Consider the following 15,336-nt stretch of genomic DNA (forward strand, 5'->3'; position numbering starts at 1 on the left):
AAGGCTTTGAAGTTAAAAACGCAAGCTCAAATCGATGCTATTAAAAKWTTTTTGTACTTATGTTTACATCGATAAGACAAAAACCAAGCGGATTAACTACAACAGTTTATTAGCTCGCTCGAATGTTCAGACTAACATCATTAGTCAAATTGATTTTGATAAGCCGCCGCCGGAGAAATTTGGCACGTTTGAGCGTGAAATCTTGCGGGCGGAAAATGTCTATGCCAACACCGAATATTTAGTTGCTAATTTCATGAAAACGGCGGCTAAGGGTGCCGGTATTGATGGCTGGTTGGCTAAAAAAGCCGTGGCAGAATGCATTAATAGTGTGATGAGTTCACCTGATGCGATGCTTTGGCTTACCCAAATGCGCAATAAAGACAAATACACCATGCAGCATAGTTTAAATGTTAGTGTATTGGCGGTTATCTTTGGTCGCTATTTAAATCTTTCTAATGACGCGATTGCGAATCTAGGTTTGTGCGGCATGATGCACGATATTGGTAAAATGCAACTGCCACTAAAAATTCTACATAAACGTGGCAAGCTAAGCGAAGAAGAGTTTGAAATCATGAAAACGCATACGACACTTGGCTTCGAGCTATTAAAATCTAGCGATCATTTTGATTATTCGGTTGCGTTAACGGCATTAACCCATCACATGCATGTTAATGGTTCAGGTGGCTATCCTAAAAATGCTAAGACGGCATCGTTTTCAGATTATTCTAAAATCATTTCAATCGTCGATGCTTATGACGCGATGCTCAGCAGGAAAGATTATGATACGAGTAAAACCCATTTAGAGGCTATTGCCGCGTTAATGAAAAATGCTGGGCAGCAATGGGATAGGCGGCTAGTGATTAAGTTTATTGAAAGCCTGGGTGTATATCCACCTGGTAGCTTAGTGTTAATGACGAATGGCTATATTGCGATTGTGATTGAAGTCAATGACAGAACTAAGTTAAGACCTAAAGTCATTTTATTGATGGATGAAAATAAACAACCAATTCCGGAAGAAATCGTCGATTTTATCGCAAATGATTTGTGATAAAAAAGGGGAGGTTTATACCATTAGAAACATTATCAAACCCGAAGATTGGAATATCGACGCGAGTAAATATATTAACGAAGTGTTAATTCATAAAGTGTGGCATGACCCTGGCTCAAGCAGTTAACAATAGCTCGTTTCCTTTCCATCATTGTTAGGAGTTGAGCCGCATTGTAGCTAGCGGCTCAATATGCTGCTGGGAGTCAAATTATGATGTCTGTCAGCCACCACCTAATGATTTATACATGTCTACCATTGCACTGATTTATTTTTTTGGCTTCTAATGCTTCTTAAAGTGGATTCCACGGTCTGGCTTAGCGCACTTAATGTTTAAACACTAAGTGCCCATTATCTGCTAACTCAACATGTATCGTATCGCCGGGCGCGAATTTGCCTTGCAATAATTGTTGTGCCAGCGGATTTTCTAGTTGTTGTTGAATCGCGCGTTTTAGCGGTCTTGCGCCGTACACGGGGTCAAAACCAGCTTGGCCGAGTAAATCTAACGCTTCATCGCTAACCGCTAAGGTTATCTCACGCTCTTGTAAACGCGCCCGTAGCAAGTCGAGTTGTATCGTCGCTATCGCTCGGATTTGCTTGCGTCCTAATGGGTGGAATACAACGGCTTCGTCGATGCGGTTAATAAATTCCGGTCTGAAATACTGGCTGACTTTATCCATAACCGAGGCTTTCATAACTGGATATAACGCTTCACCCGCTAGCTCTTGAATCACATCTGAGCCTAAATTAGATGTCATGACAATCACAGTATTTCTAAAATCTACCGTACGACCTTGACCGTCGGTTAAACGACCATCATCTAGCACTTGCAATAATACGTTAAACACATCGGCATGGGCTTTTTCGATTTCATCTAATAACACGACCGAATACGGTTTGCGTCTAACGAGTTCAGTTAAATAACCGCCTTCTTCATAGCCAACATAACCCGGAGGCGCACCGATTAAACGCGCGACCGAATGTTTTTCCATAAACTCAGACATATCGATACGCACCATCGCATCGGTAGTATCAAATAAAAATTCTGCTAAAGCTTTACATAGCTCTGTTTTACCGACACCGGTAGGGCCTAAAAATAAAAACGAGCCATTAGGTCGGTTTGGATCCGATAAGCCGGCACGCGAGCGCCGTATGGCATTACTGACCGCTTTTAATGCTTCTTCTTGTCCGACTACGCGTTTACTTAATTGCGTTTCCATTTGCAATAATTTCTCGCGTTCGCCTTCAAGCATTTTCGATACTGGAATACCGGTCCATTTAGAAACGACTTCGGCAATTTCTTCATCGGTAACTTTATTACGCAACAAGGTCATTTTTTGTGTTTCACCCGCATCGGCTTGTGCAAGTTGCTTTTCCAGTGCCGGGATAATGCCATAGCGCAATTCGGCCTGCCGATTTAAGTCATTCGCTCGACTTGCCGCTTCTAACTCGGTTTTGGCTTGTTCTAACTTTTCCTTAATCGACGCCGAGCCTTGTAAAGACGCTTTTTCGGCTTTCCAGATTTCTTCTAAGTCCGAATAGTCTTTTTCTAATTCAGCAATATCGTCTTCTAAGCTTTCTAAGCGTTTTTTCGACGCGGCATCGGTTTCTTTCTTTAACGCGACTTGCTCGATTTTAAGTTGAATTAAACGCCTATACAGCTTATCCATTTCTTCTGGTTTAGAATCCATTTCCATACGGATACGACTAGCCGCCTCATCAATTAAATCAATGGCTTTATCAGGTAATTGTCTATCAGCGATATAACGGTACGACAAATTAGCCGCTGCAATAATCGCCGGGTCTGTAATATCAACCCCATGATGCACTTCGTATTTCTCTTTTAAACCGCGCAAAATAGCAATCGTGTCCTCAACGCTAGGTTGATCGACGAGCACTTTTTGAAAACGGCGCTCTAAGGCAGCATCTTTCTCTACATATTTGCGATATTCATCTAATGTAGTCGCACCAACGCAATGCAATTCACCCCGCGCTAACGCCGGTTTTAACATATTGCCGGCATCCATAGCGCCTTCGGCTTTGCCCGCGCCGACCATCGTATGTAATTCATCAATAAATAAAATGACTTGACCTTCTTGCTTGGCTAAATCATTGAGTACCGCTTTCAAGCGTTCTTCAAACTCGCCACGGAATTTAGCGCCAGCGATAAGTGCAGCCATGTCTAGGGCTAAAACTTGTTTGCCTTTTATACCTTCTGGCACTTCGCCATTGACAATGCGTTGTGCTAGGCCTTCGACAATTGCCGTTTTACCGACACCAGGCTCGCCAATCAGCACAGGATTATTTTTCGTGCGCCGTTGCAACACTTGAATCGTGCGCCGAATTTCATCGTCTCTGCCAATAACAGGGTCTAATTTGCCTTGTTCGGCTCGTTCAGTCAGATTAATCGTGTATTTGCTTAACGCTTGCCGTTGATCTTCAGCATTGGCATCGCTGACGTTTTCGCCGCCTCGTAGCTGATTTACCGCTAGTTCTTAAATTTTGTTTAGTCACACCGGCTTTTTTCAATAACTCTTGTAAAAACGCCTTTTTCTTCTATTGCAGCTAATACGAATAGCTCGCTAGAGATGAATTTATCATTACGTTTTTGCGCTAATTTATCGGTTAAATTTAATAATCGAGTTAATTCATTCGATATTTGCACATCGCCGCCTGTGCCGCTAACGGTCGCGATGCGTTTAAGTTCTTTAGCTAAGTCAGCTTGTAATTGTGTGACGTTAACATTGATTTTAGCTAATAGGGGTTTAACGCTACCACCTTGTTGTTCTAACAGTGCCACTAATACATGCACTGGCTCGATGAACTGGTGGTCTTTGCCAAGCGCTAAGCTTTGAGCATCGGCTAAGGCGGCTTGAAATTTACTGGTTAATTTATCCATTCGCATAGTTTTACCTTCATTTGATAGGGTATTTGTTATGACTTGATATGGGGAGACGTCTTAAGCATTTCAAGCAAAGATAGAGATTTTATTAATCCGCTATTGGCAATAGGAGTAGCCAGTCGTCTTACGGGCAGGTATTGCCGTGCTTGTAGCAATTGATGCTCCGTAGATGCTTGATTGTTTTATTATTAGTATTGAATCAATACTAATAGCTATGGTTATAATTGACAAGAAATCAATTATTCACTATAGTTTCGACTCGAAACTAAATAGGGGGTATTATGAATAAAGCATATTTTTATCACGCAGGGTGTCCTGTCTGCGTAGCTGCCGAGCAAATGGTCGCTGACGCTATTGATAAGCAAAGTTATGAAATTGAAATTATTCACTTAGGTGAACAAGCCTCACGTATTACCGAGGCAAAAAATATAGGGGTTAAATCGGTTCCGGCATTGGTGTTAAACAATCAAGTCTTTCATATTAATTTTGGCGCGGCATTAAGCGATTTGGGGTGATGAGATGATTCAAGAACAAAAACTAGATCAATTTTGGTTATACATCGGGTTAGCGGTTTGTACGCTTGTGATAGGGATTGTATTAGTTAAGCAAAGTGAGAGCGGTAAATACGATGCCATTCAAAAACAAGCCGATGAAGAGCTCGTGCAAATGAATATTCGCGTATTGGGATAAGCGGAGCCAGAAAGTCTATGAATAATAAACTATTAATGATTTTAACCGGATTAGTCCTCGCCTGTTCTGCGCAGCAAAGTTTGGCAACCGACTATATTTACCGAGATTTAATGGCAAACACCTTGTCGTCGTCGAGTTGCGCCAAGAATAATGACGCCGAAGCGATGGCGCTTAAACCTTATCAACTAAACCGATATAGCCGTAAATTTTGTCAATCTCAAGGGTATGGTTGGCATGTTGAAGCGATAAAAGAGAATGGCAAGTTGGTGTGCACTGACTGCAGTGGAACAGACAGTGGTAAGAAAACATGCCATCTTGAAGATGTTGTGGTGACTTGTAAGCGTATAAAACCAGGTTCAGTTGGTTTAGTGCCTGGTGAAGGTTAAGTTTTTCTTCATTCCCTCTTGTGCAAAGCCGGAACGTTTTCCGGCTTTTTTTTTGCCAATATTAAAGATAAAAAAGAAACCAAGATTCGCGTCCCAAAAAGGACTGTATTTTTAATGTTAATAACGTTAACGAAAGTGGATTTTCAAGTATTTGGGATAGATAGCCTAAATATGAGGGATAAAGCCCTCATCGACTAAAAAAACTAAAGTGCTAGTCTGTAATCTCTATCAATCATTAATTAAGGTTTTTATATATGTTACTACGCACATTGATATTGTCACTTGCTACATTTACGACACCTTTAGCAAACGCCGCTACAGTATTTTCAGATAATTTTGATAGTAATGTTTTGGGTTTGAATACCGCCCCATCGGGTTGGACAGTCAGTTCTGGCACGGTTGATGTAATCGGTCAGACTAACTTTTTTTGATTTTATCCCAGGAAACGGTCGTTATATTGATTTGGATGGCTCTACCAACAATGCTGGGATTCTTTCGAAATCTCTTTCTTTAGTGGGTGGCGTACAATATATAGCCTCGTTTCAACTCGCTGGTAGCCACCGTGGTAGCACCGAATCTGTTAACGTAAGTTTCGGAACATCTTCTATGGCTATTTTAAATATTGCTTCTAGTGCTGGACTAACGACCTATTCGTTGCTGTTTTCACCTACAACCTCAGGTTTGTACAGTCTAAGTTTCGACAATAACAGCAATGACAATGTTGGTGCTTTGTTGGATAACGTTAGCGTTGTAAATACGCCTATTCCGGGCGCAATTTGGTTATTCGGTTCGAGCCTTGTAGGGTTAGTTGCAGCAAAACGCAGAAAATCAGCTTAAAATTAGCCGTCTAAAAATTACATCTGTCCCCTCTTAAGTGTTTGCTCAATATTAATCTACTGATTAAGACCTCGCAGGTCCCAAAAACCTGCAGGGTCTATGCAGTTTCGACAATTTCAATTCGGGAAATTATTTTTAGCCAAATCCTAAGTTGGTAGCCATTTTTTCCTATACAAAGCCAAGCGCATATATAATTGACGGCCGTAGAATTTCTTTCAACGCCTAAATGCAACCTGATTTTATTCATTTAAAACTACATACCGAATTTTCTTTGGTTGACGGTATTGTCAAAATTAAGCCATTGGTTAAGCGCTTAGCCGAACTCAACATGCCAGCGGTCGCGGTGACGGATCATGTTAATTTGTTTGCGCTGGTAAAATTCTATAAAGCGGCGCTGGGGGCAGCGATTAAGCCAATTGCCGGTGCCGATGTGTTAATTGCCGCTCATGATGATGCTACGCCTACGCGTTTGACTTTGTTGGTAAAAAATCAGCAAGGTTATGTGGCATTGACTGAGTTGATTTCTAAAGCTTATCGTGAAGGCCAGTCTCTAGGCGTTCCTTTATTGAAAAAGACCTGGTTAGAAGAAAACCATGACGGTTTAATCGCGTTATCAGGTGCGATGGAGGGAGACATAGGTAAAGCGTTGTTGGCTGAAAATACCGTGTTGGCACGTGAATGCGCGCAGTATTGGGCTAAGTTGTTTCACAACAGTTTTTACTTAGAGTTACAACGCGTGGGTAAACCCGATGAAGAGCGTTATATTCAAGCAGCTTTGGATTTAGCGGTTGAGCAGGGCTTGCCGGTGGTTGCGACCAATGATGTGCGTTTTCTTCATGCCAAGGATTTTGCCGCGCATGAGGTCAGAGTGTGTATTAACCAAGGTCGTGTGTTAGATGATAGCAAGCGGCCTAAAGATTATACCGACCAGCAATATTTGCGCAGCAGTGCTGAGATGCAAGAGTTGTTTAAGGATATTCCTGAAGCCTTGGCAAATACCGTTGAAATCGCTAAGCGCTGCAATATTCGCTTAACCTTAGGTAAAAACTTTTTACCGGATTATCCCGTACCCGAAGGGATGACGCTAGGTGATGTGATGACGCGAGAGGCTACGCAAGGCTTAGCAGAACGCTTACAACACTATCCGGCAGTTGGCAACGGTACTGACGAGGAAAATCAAGCAGTTTATTACCAGCGGTTAGCAACTGAGCTGAAGGTGATTAACGAAATGGGCTTTCCAGGTTATTTCATGATTGTTGCCGATTTTATCCAATGGGCAAAAATCATGCGATTCCGGTAGGGCCTGGGCGGGGTTCGGGTGCGCGGTTCGTTAGTCGCGTATGCGTTAAAAATTACTGACTTAGACCCGATTGAATTTGATTTGCTATTTGAGCGCTTTTTGAATCCAGAGCGTATTTCCATGCCGGACTTCGATATTGACTTTTGCATGGATAGGCGCGATGAAGTGATTAATTATGTTGCTGAGCATTATGGCCGTGACCATGTCGCGCAAATTATTACTTATGGCTCAATGGCGGCGAAAGCGGTTATTCGTGATGTGGGTAGGGTGTTAGGTTTTGGTTACGGTTTTGTTGACCGGTTGGCTAAGTTAATACCGTTTGAACTCGGCATGACGTTAACCAAAGCATTAACCGATAGCCCTGAATTAAAACAGCTTTACGATACCGAAGAAGAAGTTAAAAGCCTGATTGATATGGCTCTAGCGCTAGAAGGTACGGTCAGAAACCCTGGCAAACATGCCGGTGGCGTCGTGATTGCACCAACCAAGCTAACCGATTTTGCGCCGTTATATTGCGAGGAAGACGGTAGTAATTTAGTCACTCAGTTCGATAAAGACGATGTTGAAGCCGTAGGTTTGGTGAAATTCGACTTTTTTAGGTTTGCGTACCCTCACTATTATCGATTGGGCGTTGCAAACAATAAATCGAGACAAACAGCAACGCGGTGAGGCACTACTCGATATTACGACTATTCGCCGTGATGACTTAGCGACGTATGATTTATTAAAAAAAGGCCAAACTACTGCCGTGTTTCAGCTTGAATCGCGCGGTATGAAAGAGCTGATTAAAAAACTTAAGCCGGATTGTTTCGACGATATTATTGCGTTAGTGGCGTTGTTTAGGCCAGGTCCGTTGGAATCGGGCATGGTTGATGATTACATTAATGTTAAACACGGTGCCAAAGCTGAATACGCTCATCCCATGTTAGAGCCGATTTTACGGCCAACTAACGGCGTTATCTTATATCAAGAGCAAGTCATGCAAATCGCGCGTGAAATGGCCGGTTACACGCTAGGCGGTGCCGATATGTTACGGCGCGCTATGGGTAAGAAAAAGCCCGAAGAAATGGCGAAAGAGCGGGCTAAATTTACGACCGGTGCGGTGGCGAATAATGTCGATGAAAAAATTGCGACGTATATTTTCGATTTAATGGAAAAATTCGCTGGTTATGGTTTTAACAAAAGCCACTCGGCAGCGTATGCGTTAGTCGCTTATCAAACGGCATGGTTGAAAAAACATTACCCGGCGGCATTTATGGCGGCGGTATTATCGTCGGATATGGATAATACTGATAAAGTCGTGATGTTAATCGATGAATGCAAACAAATGAAACTTACGATTACGCCGCCGGATATTAATCAATCCGAGCATAAATTTATCGTCAACGCTTTAGGTCATATTGTCTATGGCTTAGGCGCGATAAAAGGCGTAGGGGAGGCGGCCGTTGAAGACGTGTTATTAAGCGAACGTAAAAACGGCGTCTACCAAGGCCTCTATGATTTATGTAAACGCGTAGATTTGCGTAAAGTTAATAAACGCGTGTTAGAAGCGCTTATAAAAGCCGGGGCGTTTTGATAGTTTTCATGACTGTCGAGCTACGTTACTCGCTGAATTAGATACGGCCTTACGCATTGCCGAGTTGCATGGCAAGCTAGAACAAACGGGGCAAAATGACTTATTCGGTTTAGCCGTGCAAGCTCATGACGACCCGCCATCACAAACCTCAGAGACTTATTCTGCAGTTGTTGAGCCATGGTCTCCGCAAGCCAAGTTAGAAGCGGAAAAAGCTATTTTGGGGTTGTATTTATCAGGGCATCCACTTGATGCCTATGAAGCTGAGTTAGCCCAGTTTACGCATGGTAAAGTCGCCACAGTAAAAGAGTCCGCAAATCGTTCACGCCCAGGCGCTGGTGGGATTAACGCAAAACTAGCCGGTTTAATCTTGGACTTACGTTTACGCCAGAATAAAAATGGCAAAACGATGGCGTTTTTTTATGTTAGATGATAAATCCGGTATATTGGAATGTGCCGTGTTTGGCGAGGGTTATGACAAATACAAAGAGCTATTAAATAATAGCGGCATTGTTATTGTTGAAGGTAATGTTGCGATAGATAGCTTTTCTAACACACCGCGTTTGACTGTCGATAAACTCTACGACATAGAGCAAGCAAGAGCCGCATTTAGTAAAGCGATACAGTTTAATTGGCATAGTGACTCGGCGGCTAGTGCAATTCAATGGCTTAATCGCTTACGGGATATTTTAACTGAGCACAGCAAAGGCCAATGTCCGGTAGAAATTCATTACAGCTCTAACCAAGCAAAAGCGTCCTTACGTTTAGGTGATGCTTGGCGCGTGCAACCAACAGATGAGTTAATTCGCAAGTTAACACGTTTACCCGGCAGTTCAGCGGTAGAGATTAAATATAAATAACCTGCTTTTCTAGCCAGTCTATTGTGCAATTGCTGTTCATGGTTTTTAGCCAATGCCAGTGGGAGTTTCAGGTCAATTTATAGTACACTCTTAAAAATTTTTATCTTGGATAGATTAAGTCTTCATGTACACAATTACTAAAGAAGTTTATTTTTGCTATGGTCACCGTTTAATGAATCATGGCGGTAAATGCCGACATTTACATGGTCATAGTGTAAAAGCCTCGGTTTCGATACAACAGGCGTCATTAAATGAGCAAAGCATGGTGTGTGACTTTTCTGACATCAAAGACTGTGTCGAAAGTTTTGTCGATACTTATTTAGATCATAATTTTTTATTACATAAAGACGATCCATTAATACCTATGCTAACCGATGCAAATGAGCGTTTTATGGTATTAGATGAGCATCCTACCGCTGAAGTGTTAAGCAAAATGATTTTTAAACATTTTGCAGTTATCCGGTTTTAACGTCGTGCAAGTCGTATTATGGGAAACGGCTAGCGCTTACGCGTGTTACAGTGAATAAACTCGTTATGGAGTTTAATCCGACTAACCAATCGCTTTGCCTACAACAACTCTGCGAATCGAATTATCAAAAGCTGTTCAAACTAATCCCTAATTTACTTAACGTGCGTACCGCTGCTATTGGCGTGTCGCCGCGACATAGTCAATTACAGTTAACCGTATTAGAGCAAAGCGCTTATACCTTAACCGTAGAGTTAACCCATTGTTTCAGTAAAAATCCTGCGCTAAAAGGCATACCTCAAGTCATTATTCGTGTGTATTTGGATGCGTGTTTGGCTGAAGTGCTAAGCGATCATGTTAGAGATAATGTGTCGAAGGTATTTCAAGACCCTGGGTTAAGCTATGAAATCATGCACTACAAATGGCGGTTGAATTATTTTTTGCAAAAAGTGGCTAGATCATTGTTTAGATAAAAATTATCAATTCAGCATTGCCTCAGATATTTGCTTAGCAACTCCCTAACAGTTTTTCCTTCCTACATTTATTTATGAATTTACCAAATCAACTAGAGCTTATTGTGCGCGCGGCAGGTCAGTTAGCGCTGACTCATTTTAACGATGTCAAGCGCGTTGCTGTGACTAAAAAAAGTCCGCGCGATTTAGTTACGGAAACCGACCTGGCTGTGGAATTATTTCTTAAAGATGAATTGCATAAACTGTGTCCAGATTACGGTTTTTGGGGTGAAGAAAGTGGTCAATCGGCCAATCAACATGCGCGTTGGGTGGTCGACCCTATTGACGGTACGCATTCTTTTGCTAAAGGCCAATATTTTTGGGCGATTAGCGTTGCCTTGCAAATTGACGATGAGATTGAATTAGGCGCAGTCTATGCACCTGCGTTAAATGACTATTATTGCGCACAAAAAAGGTCATGGCGCGTTTAAAAATGGTCAATCGATTCGTGTATCGACCGAAGAACAGTTAAGCGATGCGATGGTCGCAACCGGGTTTGCTTGTTTGCGCTCGTATTTGTCAGACAATAATTTAGCGCGCTTTGGGCGTATTGCCGAGCGCACAACAGGGCAACGGCGTTTTGGTTCAGCCGCGTTAGATTTATGTTTAGTCGCAGATGGGCAAGTCGATGCGTTTTGGGAGCAAGAATTGAATTTATATGATGTGGCGGCAGGTGCATTAATCGCCCAAGAAGCCGGGGCGACATTAACCGATTTTTCCGGTAAGCCAGGCTTGTTTCCTAAAGAAATCTTGGCAACGAATGGGCGATTGTTGTCAGAAATATTACCGTTGATGTAAAGCTTATACACAGAAGGGTATTATCGAGTCAGACAGAGTTGGTTTAAGTAGTTGTTATCTTAACAGTAATTATATATTATTGATTTATAATTAGTTTTTATTTGTATAAAAAAGTAACAATTTAACAAAACAACTGTGATTTTCATATCTTAGCAAGCTTATCCCGGTGTTATCCACAAAGTTATCCACAGGTTTTGTGGATAACCTAATGGACGTGAGCCGGATAACCGGCTCACTGACTGAAGTCTTATTTTAAATCCATGCAGTTAGCATAATAAGTCACCGTTGCAGGCCAATCTGAGAAGATGCCCATAACACCTACTTCTTTCGCTAATACATTCATCATCACCATTGTATCGCCGTCAGTGCTGATGCCGTTAGTGACTGATTGGTAATAATAGCCACCGCCATTTTTCAATAACCCTGAACGCTCTAAGGTCCAAGTAATGATTTTTAAGCCAGCGGCTTTAAGCGCTTTAGCATAGTCAGAAGCAATAATTTTGTTATTCGCATCTAAAGCCACTAAAGTCCAGGTCGGTGGTGCGATGATTTGTACACCGGCAGCGACTAATTCAGGAATTTTTTGCCATTGCAGCCGTTACGTCTTCCGGTGTGTTTAAATCTTGTAATGCAACTGCTTGTTTACCAAAAGCCGGTTCGTTTTTCAGCCAGTATTCCACATCGCTTTGGCTAAACGATTGCGCATATACGCGTTTAGGATTAACGCCTGCTACTTTGTATTCATCAATCATTTTTTGCGCATAAGCTTCTTGCGTGAAACCATCGAATGGCATGGTTACGCTAGGTGCTTTCAGTTCAGGCGTCATTTTTACGCCTAATTTTTTAAATAACGCAATGCTTTCTTTATGCGTCATTAACGTGCCATTTGCTGAATACAAATCGGTACGCCAGTTTGCGGTAGCATCCATGTACTCAGCAACTGTTGTTGCTTTTGGATTTCCCGCATCCATTTTGCCTTTTAATGTTTTGAATTCGGCAACGGTAATATCGCTAGTGCAGCATTGCACGTTAGCAAAAGGTGTAGCGCTAGTAAAATCAGGTGGTACAGAACATTTTAGCGGCTAAGTCAGTGGCTAAGATATTGGTGGTGGTGTGTAAATCACATTGTGAATGACGGCAAACTAATTCTTTGTCTTTGGTGAAAGTAACGTCACATTCGAGGATGCCCGCGCCCATTTTGGCACCGGCTTTATACGATTGCTCAGTGTGTTCTGGGAATTGCATGGCTGCACCACGGTGCCGATAGAGAAATCGGTTTTATAGAACGGGCCATTTTTGCATTGTTGTAATTTAGCTTTTAACGGGCTTTTTTTGCCATATCGTCGATAAGGAAAAAAGGTCTAGGTCCTAATTGTACCGACTCATCAGCATAAGTCACAACAGGCGCTAGCGAAGCGATTAAAGCCACTGCAGCGAGTAGTGTAGTCATCAAACGCATAAATATCTCCAAGTTTTTATCATCAATCTATAGGTATGGTGTGAACAGGTGTTCACTTGCTCACTGTACGGCGTTAATAAGTCGTTTATATGTAGATTCTGTTACTAATTAGTGACAAATGCAGTGATGACTATGCTTTGTAAAGGTAGCAATGGCGGTTACAAATCAGCTAATGCTATACTAAGCAAAATCTACACAGTCTTGGAGTTAATATGAGAGTAAATCATTGGCGAGTCATCACTCACGCCTTAGTATTGTTGGTAGCCTTCGCTGGTAAAGCGGTTTTAGCTGACAGTCGAATTATAGGTGGGCAAGATGCAGGTCGAACTGAATGGCCTTGGGCGGTTGCTTTAGTAAGCAAAAAAGTGTTTCCGTATGATGGTCAGTTTTGTGGTGGGACGTTAATTAAGTCGGATTGGGTAGTGACAGCGGCTCATTGTTTACCCGGAGAAACGATAAAAACCTTTGATGTTATCGCAAAAATTTATGATTTGACTGAAGATAACGGGCAGCGTGTTTCAGTTAAGCGAATCATTGTTCATCCTGGTTATAATGTTGACAGTGAAGATAATGATATTGCCTTGCTGCAATTAGCAAAGCCCGTGCTCAATGCTAAGGTAGTGTCGTTAATCAATGGAACGTCTAGCCTTGTGGATGTGCAAGCAACGGCTGTGGGCTGGGGGACTTTAGGTGAGGGGGAAGATAATCGTCCAGGCGCGTTACAAGAAGTCGTTGTGCCTATTAAGTCGGATGCGGCATGTCGGCGAGCTTATGGGGATGATGTGATTACTAACAGCATGATGTGTGCGGGTTATTCGAATGGTAAACGGGACACTTGTCAAGGGGATAGTGGTGGACCGTTAGTCGTTAAGCAAGCCGGAAAATGGGTATTAGCAGGTGTTACCAGTTGGGGAAAAGGGTGTGGACGCGCGGGGTATTATGGTGTTTATACGCGAGTCTCTAAGTTTACTAATTTTATTAAGCAGAAAATGGCAACCAGTTCGACGCCGGTAACCGCTAAGCGAGTGAGTCTCTTAAAGCAACGGCTTGATTTAGAAGCGACTGAGCAATTTGAGCAATGGCATCAGCAATGTTGGGTGGTTCAAGCAGATTGCGCGGATGTCAATGAAGATGGCTTAGTGACTCAAGATGACTATCTTGAGTTTAGAAAATTGTTAATACTTGATGACGCTGAGTGATAAATATAAGAAACTTGGTAGGTTTTAAAACCTACCAGGTCTTAACAACGCTGTTAAGCGAGAGATTTAATTCTTAAGCTTAAACGGCTTTTGCTTCTTGCGGCTTTATTTTTGTGAATAATGCCTTTGTTAACGGCTGAGTCAATAATAGGCTCTGCGGTTTTAAATGCTGCGAGTGCTTTCTCTTTGTTACCTTCTCTGACAGCAGCGATGACTTTTTTTGACAAAAGTACGCAAATTGCTGCGTTGACTAGCGTTACGCATACGGTTTTGTTCCGCTTGTTTGGCGCGTTTCTTTGCTTGTGGAGTATTAGCCATAATGTATCGTATTACAGGACGTGATTAAATAAATCGGGCATTATGCTGATAAACTATTGTTATGTCAAACTCCTCAACTTGGTTTTATCATTTTGAATGCAAAAATTTTTCCAATCGACTGTTATTGTCAGTCTTTTAACGTTATTGTCACGATTGCTGGGCTTTGTTCGCGATATGTTGATTGCACGCACGTTAGGTGTGGAATTGGCAACAGATGCCTTTTTTTATTGCGTTTAAAGTGCCTAATTTATTTCGTCGCTTGTTTGTCGAAGGTGCTTTTGCCCATGCGTTTGTACCGGTATTAGCCGACTATCAAGCGACCGGAGATAAGATACAGGTTCAAAGCTTTATGGCTAACAGCGCGGGCGCTTTAATGTTATTAATGACCCTAGTTAGTCTTTTAGGTGTGGTTATCGCGCCTTTACTGATTTGGGTATTAGCACCAGGGTTTGCAATACATGAAGAGCTACGCGAGTTAACGGCGGTTTTATTGCAATGGTGTATGCCGTATTTGTTGTTTGTGACGTTAGTCGCTTGGGCGGGTAGCGTGTTAAATGCGCATGGACATTTCGCTATGCCGGCTTTTACACCGGCGTTGCTTAATATCGTCATGATTATGACTATGTTGGCTGTTATGCCTTCAAGTTCGCAACCGGTCACGTTGTTAGCCGCTTCGGTTAGCGTGGCTGGATTATTACAATTAATCGTACAGTTACCTTTATTATCGCGCTTAAATTTATTACCTAAGTTGAGTTTTGATTTTAAGCATCCCGGCGTGCGTCGATTCTTTTCGTTGTTATTACCGACTATTTTTAGCGTATCGGTGACACAAATTAATTTGTTGCTGGATACGCTAGTGGCGTCTTTACTGAGTCCCGGTAGCGTGTCTTGGTTGTATTATTCTGACCGGTTAGTGGAATTTCCATTAGCTGTTTTGGGGATGGCGTTGGCCGCAGTCATTTTACCTAATTTAGCCAAGCATCATGCTGCG

Annotated in this window: 19 protein-coding genes and 4 pseudogenes; 16 read left to right on the forward strand and 7 right to left on the reverse strand. The window is 42.2% G+C overall.

Annotated features, from left to right (window positions below; translation table 11 throughout):
• The first annotated feature begins 34 nt into the window (after window positions 1–34).
• Both VZ94_RS12845 and VZ94_RS25970 read left to right on the forward strand, forming a co-directional pair.
• On the forward strand, window positions 35–1,048 hold the full coding sequence (locus VZ94_RS12845) for an HD-GYP domain-containing protein (protein WP_052700512.1): 1,014 nt from the start codon (window positions 35–37) through the stop codon (window positions 1,046–1,048).
• Window positions 1,038–1,175: a hypothetical protein gene (locus tag VZ94_RS25970; RefSeq protein WP_157844919.1), complete on the forward strand. Its 138-nt coding sequence runs from the start codon at window positions 1,038–1,040 to the stop codon at window positions 1,173–1,175. Before VZ94_RS12845 ends, VZ94_RS25970 begins: the two co-directional genes overlap by 11 nt.
• Before the next feature lie 196 nt (window positions 1,176–1,371).
• Here the strand turns inward: VZ94_RS25970 and clpB are convergent.
• Window positions 1,372–3,950: pseudogene (gene clpB / locus VZ94_RS12850) on the reverse strand (ATP-dependent chaperone ClpB).
• 278 nt (window positions 3,951–4,228) lie between these two features.
• Here clpB and VZ94_RS12855 point away from each other — a divergent pair.
• From VZ94_RS12855 to VZ94_RS12860, 3 genes are read left to right on the forward strand one after another with little or no spacing between them, the layout of a single operon-like run.
• Window positions 4,229–4,462 carry a thioredoxin family protein gene (locus tag VZ94_RS12855; protein WP_204369145.1) on the forward strand — a complete coding sequence of 78 codons (234 nt, stop codon included), beginning with the start codon at window positions 4,229–4,231 and terminating at the stop codon, window positions 4,460–4,462.
• A gap of 4 nt (window positions 4,463–4,466) precedes the next feature.
• Window positions 4,467–4,637: a hypothetical protein gene (locus VZ94_RS26455; RefSeq protein ID WP_192828644.1), complete on the forward strand. Its 171-nt coding sequence runs from the start codon at window positions 4,467–4,469 to the stop codon at window positions 4,635–4,637.
• A 17-nt stretch (window positions 4,638–4,654) separates the two neighbouring features.
• A complete protein-coding gene (locus VZ94_RS12860; protein WP_045779534.1) occupies window positions 4,655–5,023 on the forward strand; it encodes a hypothetical protein in 369 nt (122 codons plus the stop codon).
• Window positions 5,024–5,258: 235 nt separating this feature from the next.
• Here the strand turns inward: VZ94_RS12860 and VZ94_RS27070 are convergent, their stop codons facing one another.
• Complete coding sequence (locus tag VZ94_RS27070; RefSeq protein ID WP_204369146.1) at window positions 5,259–5,420, reverse strand: hypothetical protein; 162 nt, start codon at window positions 5,418–5,420, stop codon at window positions 5,259–5,261.
• A 65-nt stretch (window positions 5,421–5,485) separates the two neighbouring features.
• On the opposite strand from VZ94_RS27070, the gene VZ94_RS23035 reads away from it, so the two are divergent.
• The 9 genes and pseudogenes from VZ94_RS23035 to VZ94_RS32165 all read left to right on the forward strand — a co-directional run bounded on the left by VZ94_RS23035 (window position 5,486) and on the right by VZ94_RS32165 (window position 11,369).
• Window positions 5,486–5,860, forward strand: a complete 375-nt coding sequence (locus VZ94_RS23035) for a hypothetical protein (RefSeq protein WP_131655553.1) — start codon at window positions 5,486–5,488, stop codon at window positions 5,858–5,860.
• Between the two features lie 226 nt (window positions 5,861–6,086).
• A pseudogene (dnaE, locus tag VZ94_RS29035) lies at window positions 6,087–7,829 on the forward strand (DNA polymerase III subunit alpha).
• Complete coding sequence (dnaE, locus tag VZ94_RS29040) at window positions 7,792–8,736, forward strand: DNA polymerase III subunit alpha (RefSeq protein ID WP_239649907.1); 945 nt, start codon at window positions 7,792–7,794, stop codon at window positions 8,734–8,736. Before dnaE (VZ94_RS29035) ends, dnaE (VZ94_RS29040) begins: the two are co-directional and overlap by 38 nt.
• 64 nt (window positions 8,737–8,800) lie before the next feature.
• Window positions 8,801–9,166, forward strand: coding sequence for a hypothetical protein (locus VZ94_RS29045; protein WP_239649908.1), 366 nt, complete (start codon window positions 8,801–8,803; stop codon window positions 9,164–9,166).
• Window positions 9,156–9,593 (forward strand): hypothetical protein, encoded by a 438-nt coding sequence (locus tag VZ94_RS29050; RefSeq protein ID WP_239649909.1) that lies wholly within the window; start codon window positions 9,156–9,158, stop codon window positions 9,591–9,593. The genes VZ94_RS29045 and VZ94_RS29050 overlap by 11 nt, the downstream gene beginning before the upstream one ends.
• 124 nt (window positions 9,594–9,717) lie before the next feature.
• Window positions 9,718–10,120: pseudogene (locus VZ94_RS12880) on the forward strand (6-pyruvoyl trahydropterin synthase family protein).
• A complete protein-coding gene (locus tag VZ94_RS12885; protein WP_338040400.1) occupies window positions 10,113–10,532 on the forward strand; it encodes a DUF1249 domain-containing protein in 420 nt (139 codons plus the stop codon). The pseudogene VZ94_RS12880 and the gene VZ94_RS12885 overlap by 8 nt, the downstream one beginning before the upstream one ends.
• A 74-nt stretch (window positions 10,533–10,606) precedes the next feature.
• Window positions 10,607–11,002 (forward strand): inositol monophosphatase family protein, encoded by a 396-nt coding sequence (locus VZ94_RS32160; RefSeq protein ID WP_338040401.1) that lies wholly within the window; start codon window positions 10,607–10,609, stop codon window positions 11,000–11,002.
• Window positions 10,962–11,369 (forward strand): inositol monophosphatase family protein, encoded by a 408-nt coding sequence (locus VZ94_RS32165; RefSeq protein ID WP_338040402.1) that lies wholly within the window; start codon window positions 10,962–10,964, stop codon window positions 11,367–11,369. The genes VZ94_RS32160 and VZ94_RS32165 overlap by 41 nt, the downstream gene beginning before the upstream one ends.
• Window positions 11,370–11,616: 247 nt before the next feature.
• Here the strand turns inward: VZ94_RS32165 and VZ94_RS29055 are convergent, their stop codons facing one another.
• The 4 genes from VZ94_RS29055 to VZ94_RS29070 all read right to left on the reverse strand — a co-directional run bounded on the left by VZ94_RS29055 (window position 11,617) and on the right by VZ94_RS29070 (window position 12,828).
• On the reverse strand, window positions 11,617–11,892 hold the full coding sequence (locus tag VZ94_RS29055) for a PI-PLC domain-containing protein (protein ID WP_239649910.1): 276 nt from the start codon (window positions 11,890–11,892) through the stop codon (window positions 11,617–11,619).
• A gap of 49 nt (window positions 11,893–11,941) precedes the next feature.
• Complete coding sequence (locus VZ94_RS29060) at window positions 11,942–12,397, reverse strand: PI-PLC domain-containing protein (protein ID WP_239649911.1); 456 nt, start codon at window positions 12,395–12,397, stop codon at window positions 11,942–11,944.
• 28 nt (window positions 12,398–12,425) lie between these two features.
• Window positions 12,426–12,614, reverse strand: a complete 189-nt coding sequence (locus VZ94_RS29065) for a glycerophosphodiester phosphodiesterase family protein (protein ID WP_239649912.1) — start codon at window positions 12,612–12,614, stop codon at window positions 12,426–12,428.
• 73 nt (window positions 12,615–12,687) lie between these two features.
• On the reverse strand, window positions 12,688–12,828 hold the full coding sequence (locus tag VZ94_RS29070) for a hypothetical protein (protein ID WP_239649913.1): 141 nt from the start codon (window positions 12,826–12,828) through the stop codon (window positions 12,688–12,690).
• A gap of 212 nt (window positions 12,829–13,040) precedes the next feature.
• Here VZ94_RS29070 and VZ94_RS12900 point away from each other — a divergent pair, with 212 nt between their 5' ends.
• Window positions 13,041–14,027, forward strand: coding sequence for a S1 family peptidase (locus tag VZ94_RS12900; protein WP_052700514.1), 987 nt, complete (start codon window positions 13,041–13,043; stop codon window positions 14,025–14,027).
• A gap of 53 nt (window positions 14,028–14,080) precedes the next feature.
• Here VZ94_RS12900 and rpsT read toward each other — a convergent pair.
• Window positions 14,081–14,345 (reverse strand): annotated as a pseudogene (rpsT, locus tag VZ94_RS12905) (30S ribosomal protein S20).
• Between the two features lie 214 nt (window positions 14,346–14,559).
• Here rpsT and VZ94_RS12910 point away from each other — a divergent pair.
• Window positions 14,560–15,336: lipid II flippase MurJ (locus VZ94_RS12910; protein ID WP_275575229.1), on the forward strand; the 777-nt coding region annotated here is incomplete at its 3' end.

The organism is Methylocucumis oryzae (genome assembly GCF_000963695.1).
GTDB lineage: Bacteria > Pseudomonadota > Gammaproteobacteria > Methylococcales > Methylomonadaceae > Methylovulum > Methylovulum oryzae.

Excerpts from the sequence above, each read along its gene's own strand:
- VZ94_RS25970 (WP_157844919.1), top strand. The coding sequence starts at position 1,038 with ATGATTTGTGATAAAAAAGGGGAGGTTTATACCATTAGAAACATTATC.
- VZ94_RS12855 (WP_204369145.1), top strand. The coding sequence starts at position 4,229 with ATGAATAAAGCATATTTTTATCACGCAGGGTGTCCTGTCTGCGTAGCT.
- VZ94_RS26455 (WP_192828644.1), top strand. The coding sequence starts at position 4,467 with ATGATTCAAGAACAAAAACTAGATCAATTTTGGTTATACATCGGGTTA.
- VZ94_RS12860 (WP_045779534.1), top strand. The coding sequence starts at position 4,655 with ATGAATAATAAACTATTAATGATTTTAACCGGATTAGTCCTCGCCTGT.
- VZ94_RS29050 (WP_239649909.1), top strand. The coding sequence starts at position 9,156 with ATGTTAGATGATAAATCCGGTATATTGGAATGTGCCGTGTTTGGCGAG.
- VZ94_RS32160 (WP_338040401.1), top strand. The coding sequence starts at position 10,607 with ATGAATTTACCAAATCAACTAGAGCTTATTGTGCGCGCGGCAGGTCAG.
- VZ94_RS32165 (WP_338040402.1), top strand. The coding sequence starts at position 10,962 with ATGACTATTATTGCGCACAAAAAAGGTCATGGCGCGTTTAAAAATGGT.
- VZ94_RS29065 (WP_239649912.1), bottom strand. The coding sequence starts at position 12,614 with ATGCAATTCCCAGAACACACTGAGCAATCGTATAAAGCCGGTGCCAAA.
- VZ94_RS29070 (WP_239649913.1), bottom strand. The coding sequence starts at position 12,828 with ATGCGTTTGATGACTACACTACTCGCTGCAGTGGCTTTAATCGCTTCG.
- VZ94_RS12900 (WP_052700514.1), top strand. The coding sequence starts at position 13,041 with ATGAGAGTAAATCATTGGCGAGTCATCACTCACGCCTTAGTATTGTTG.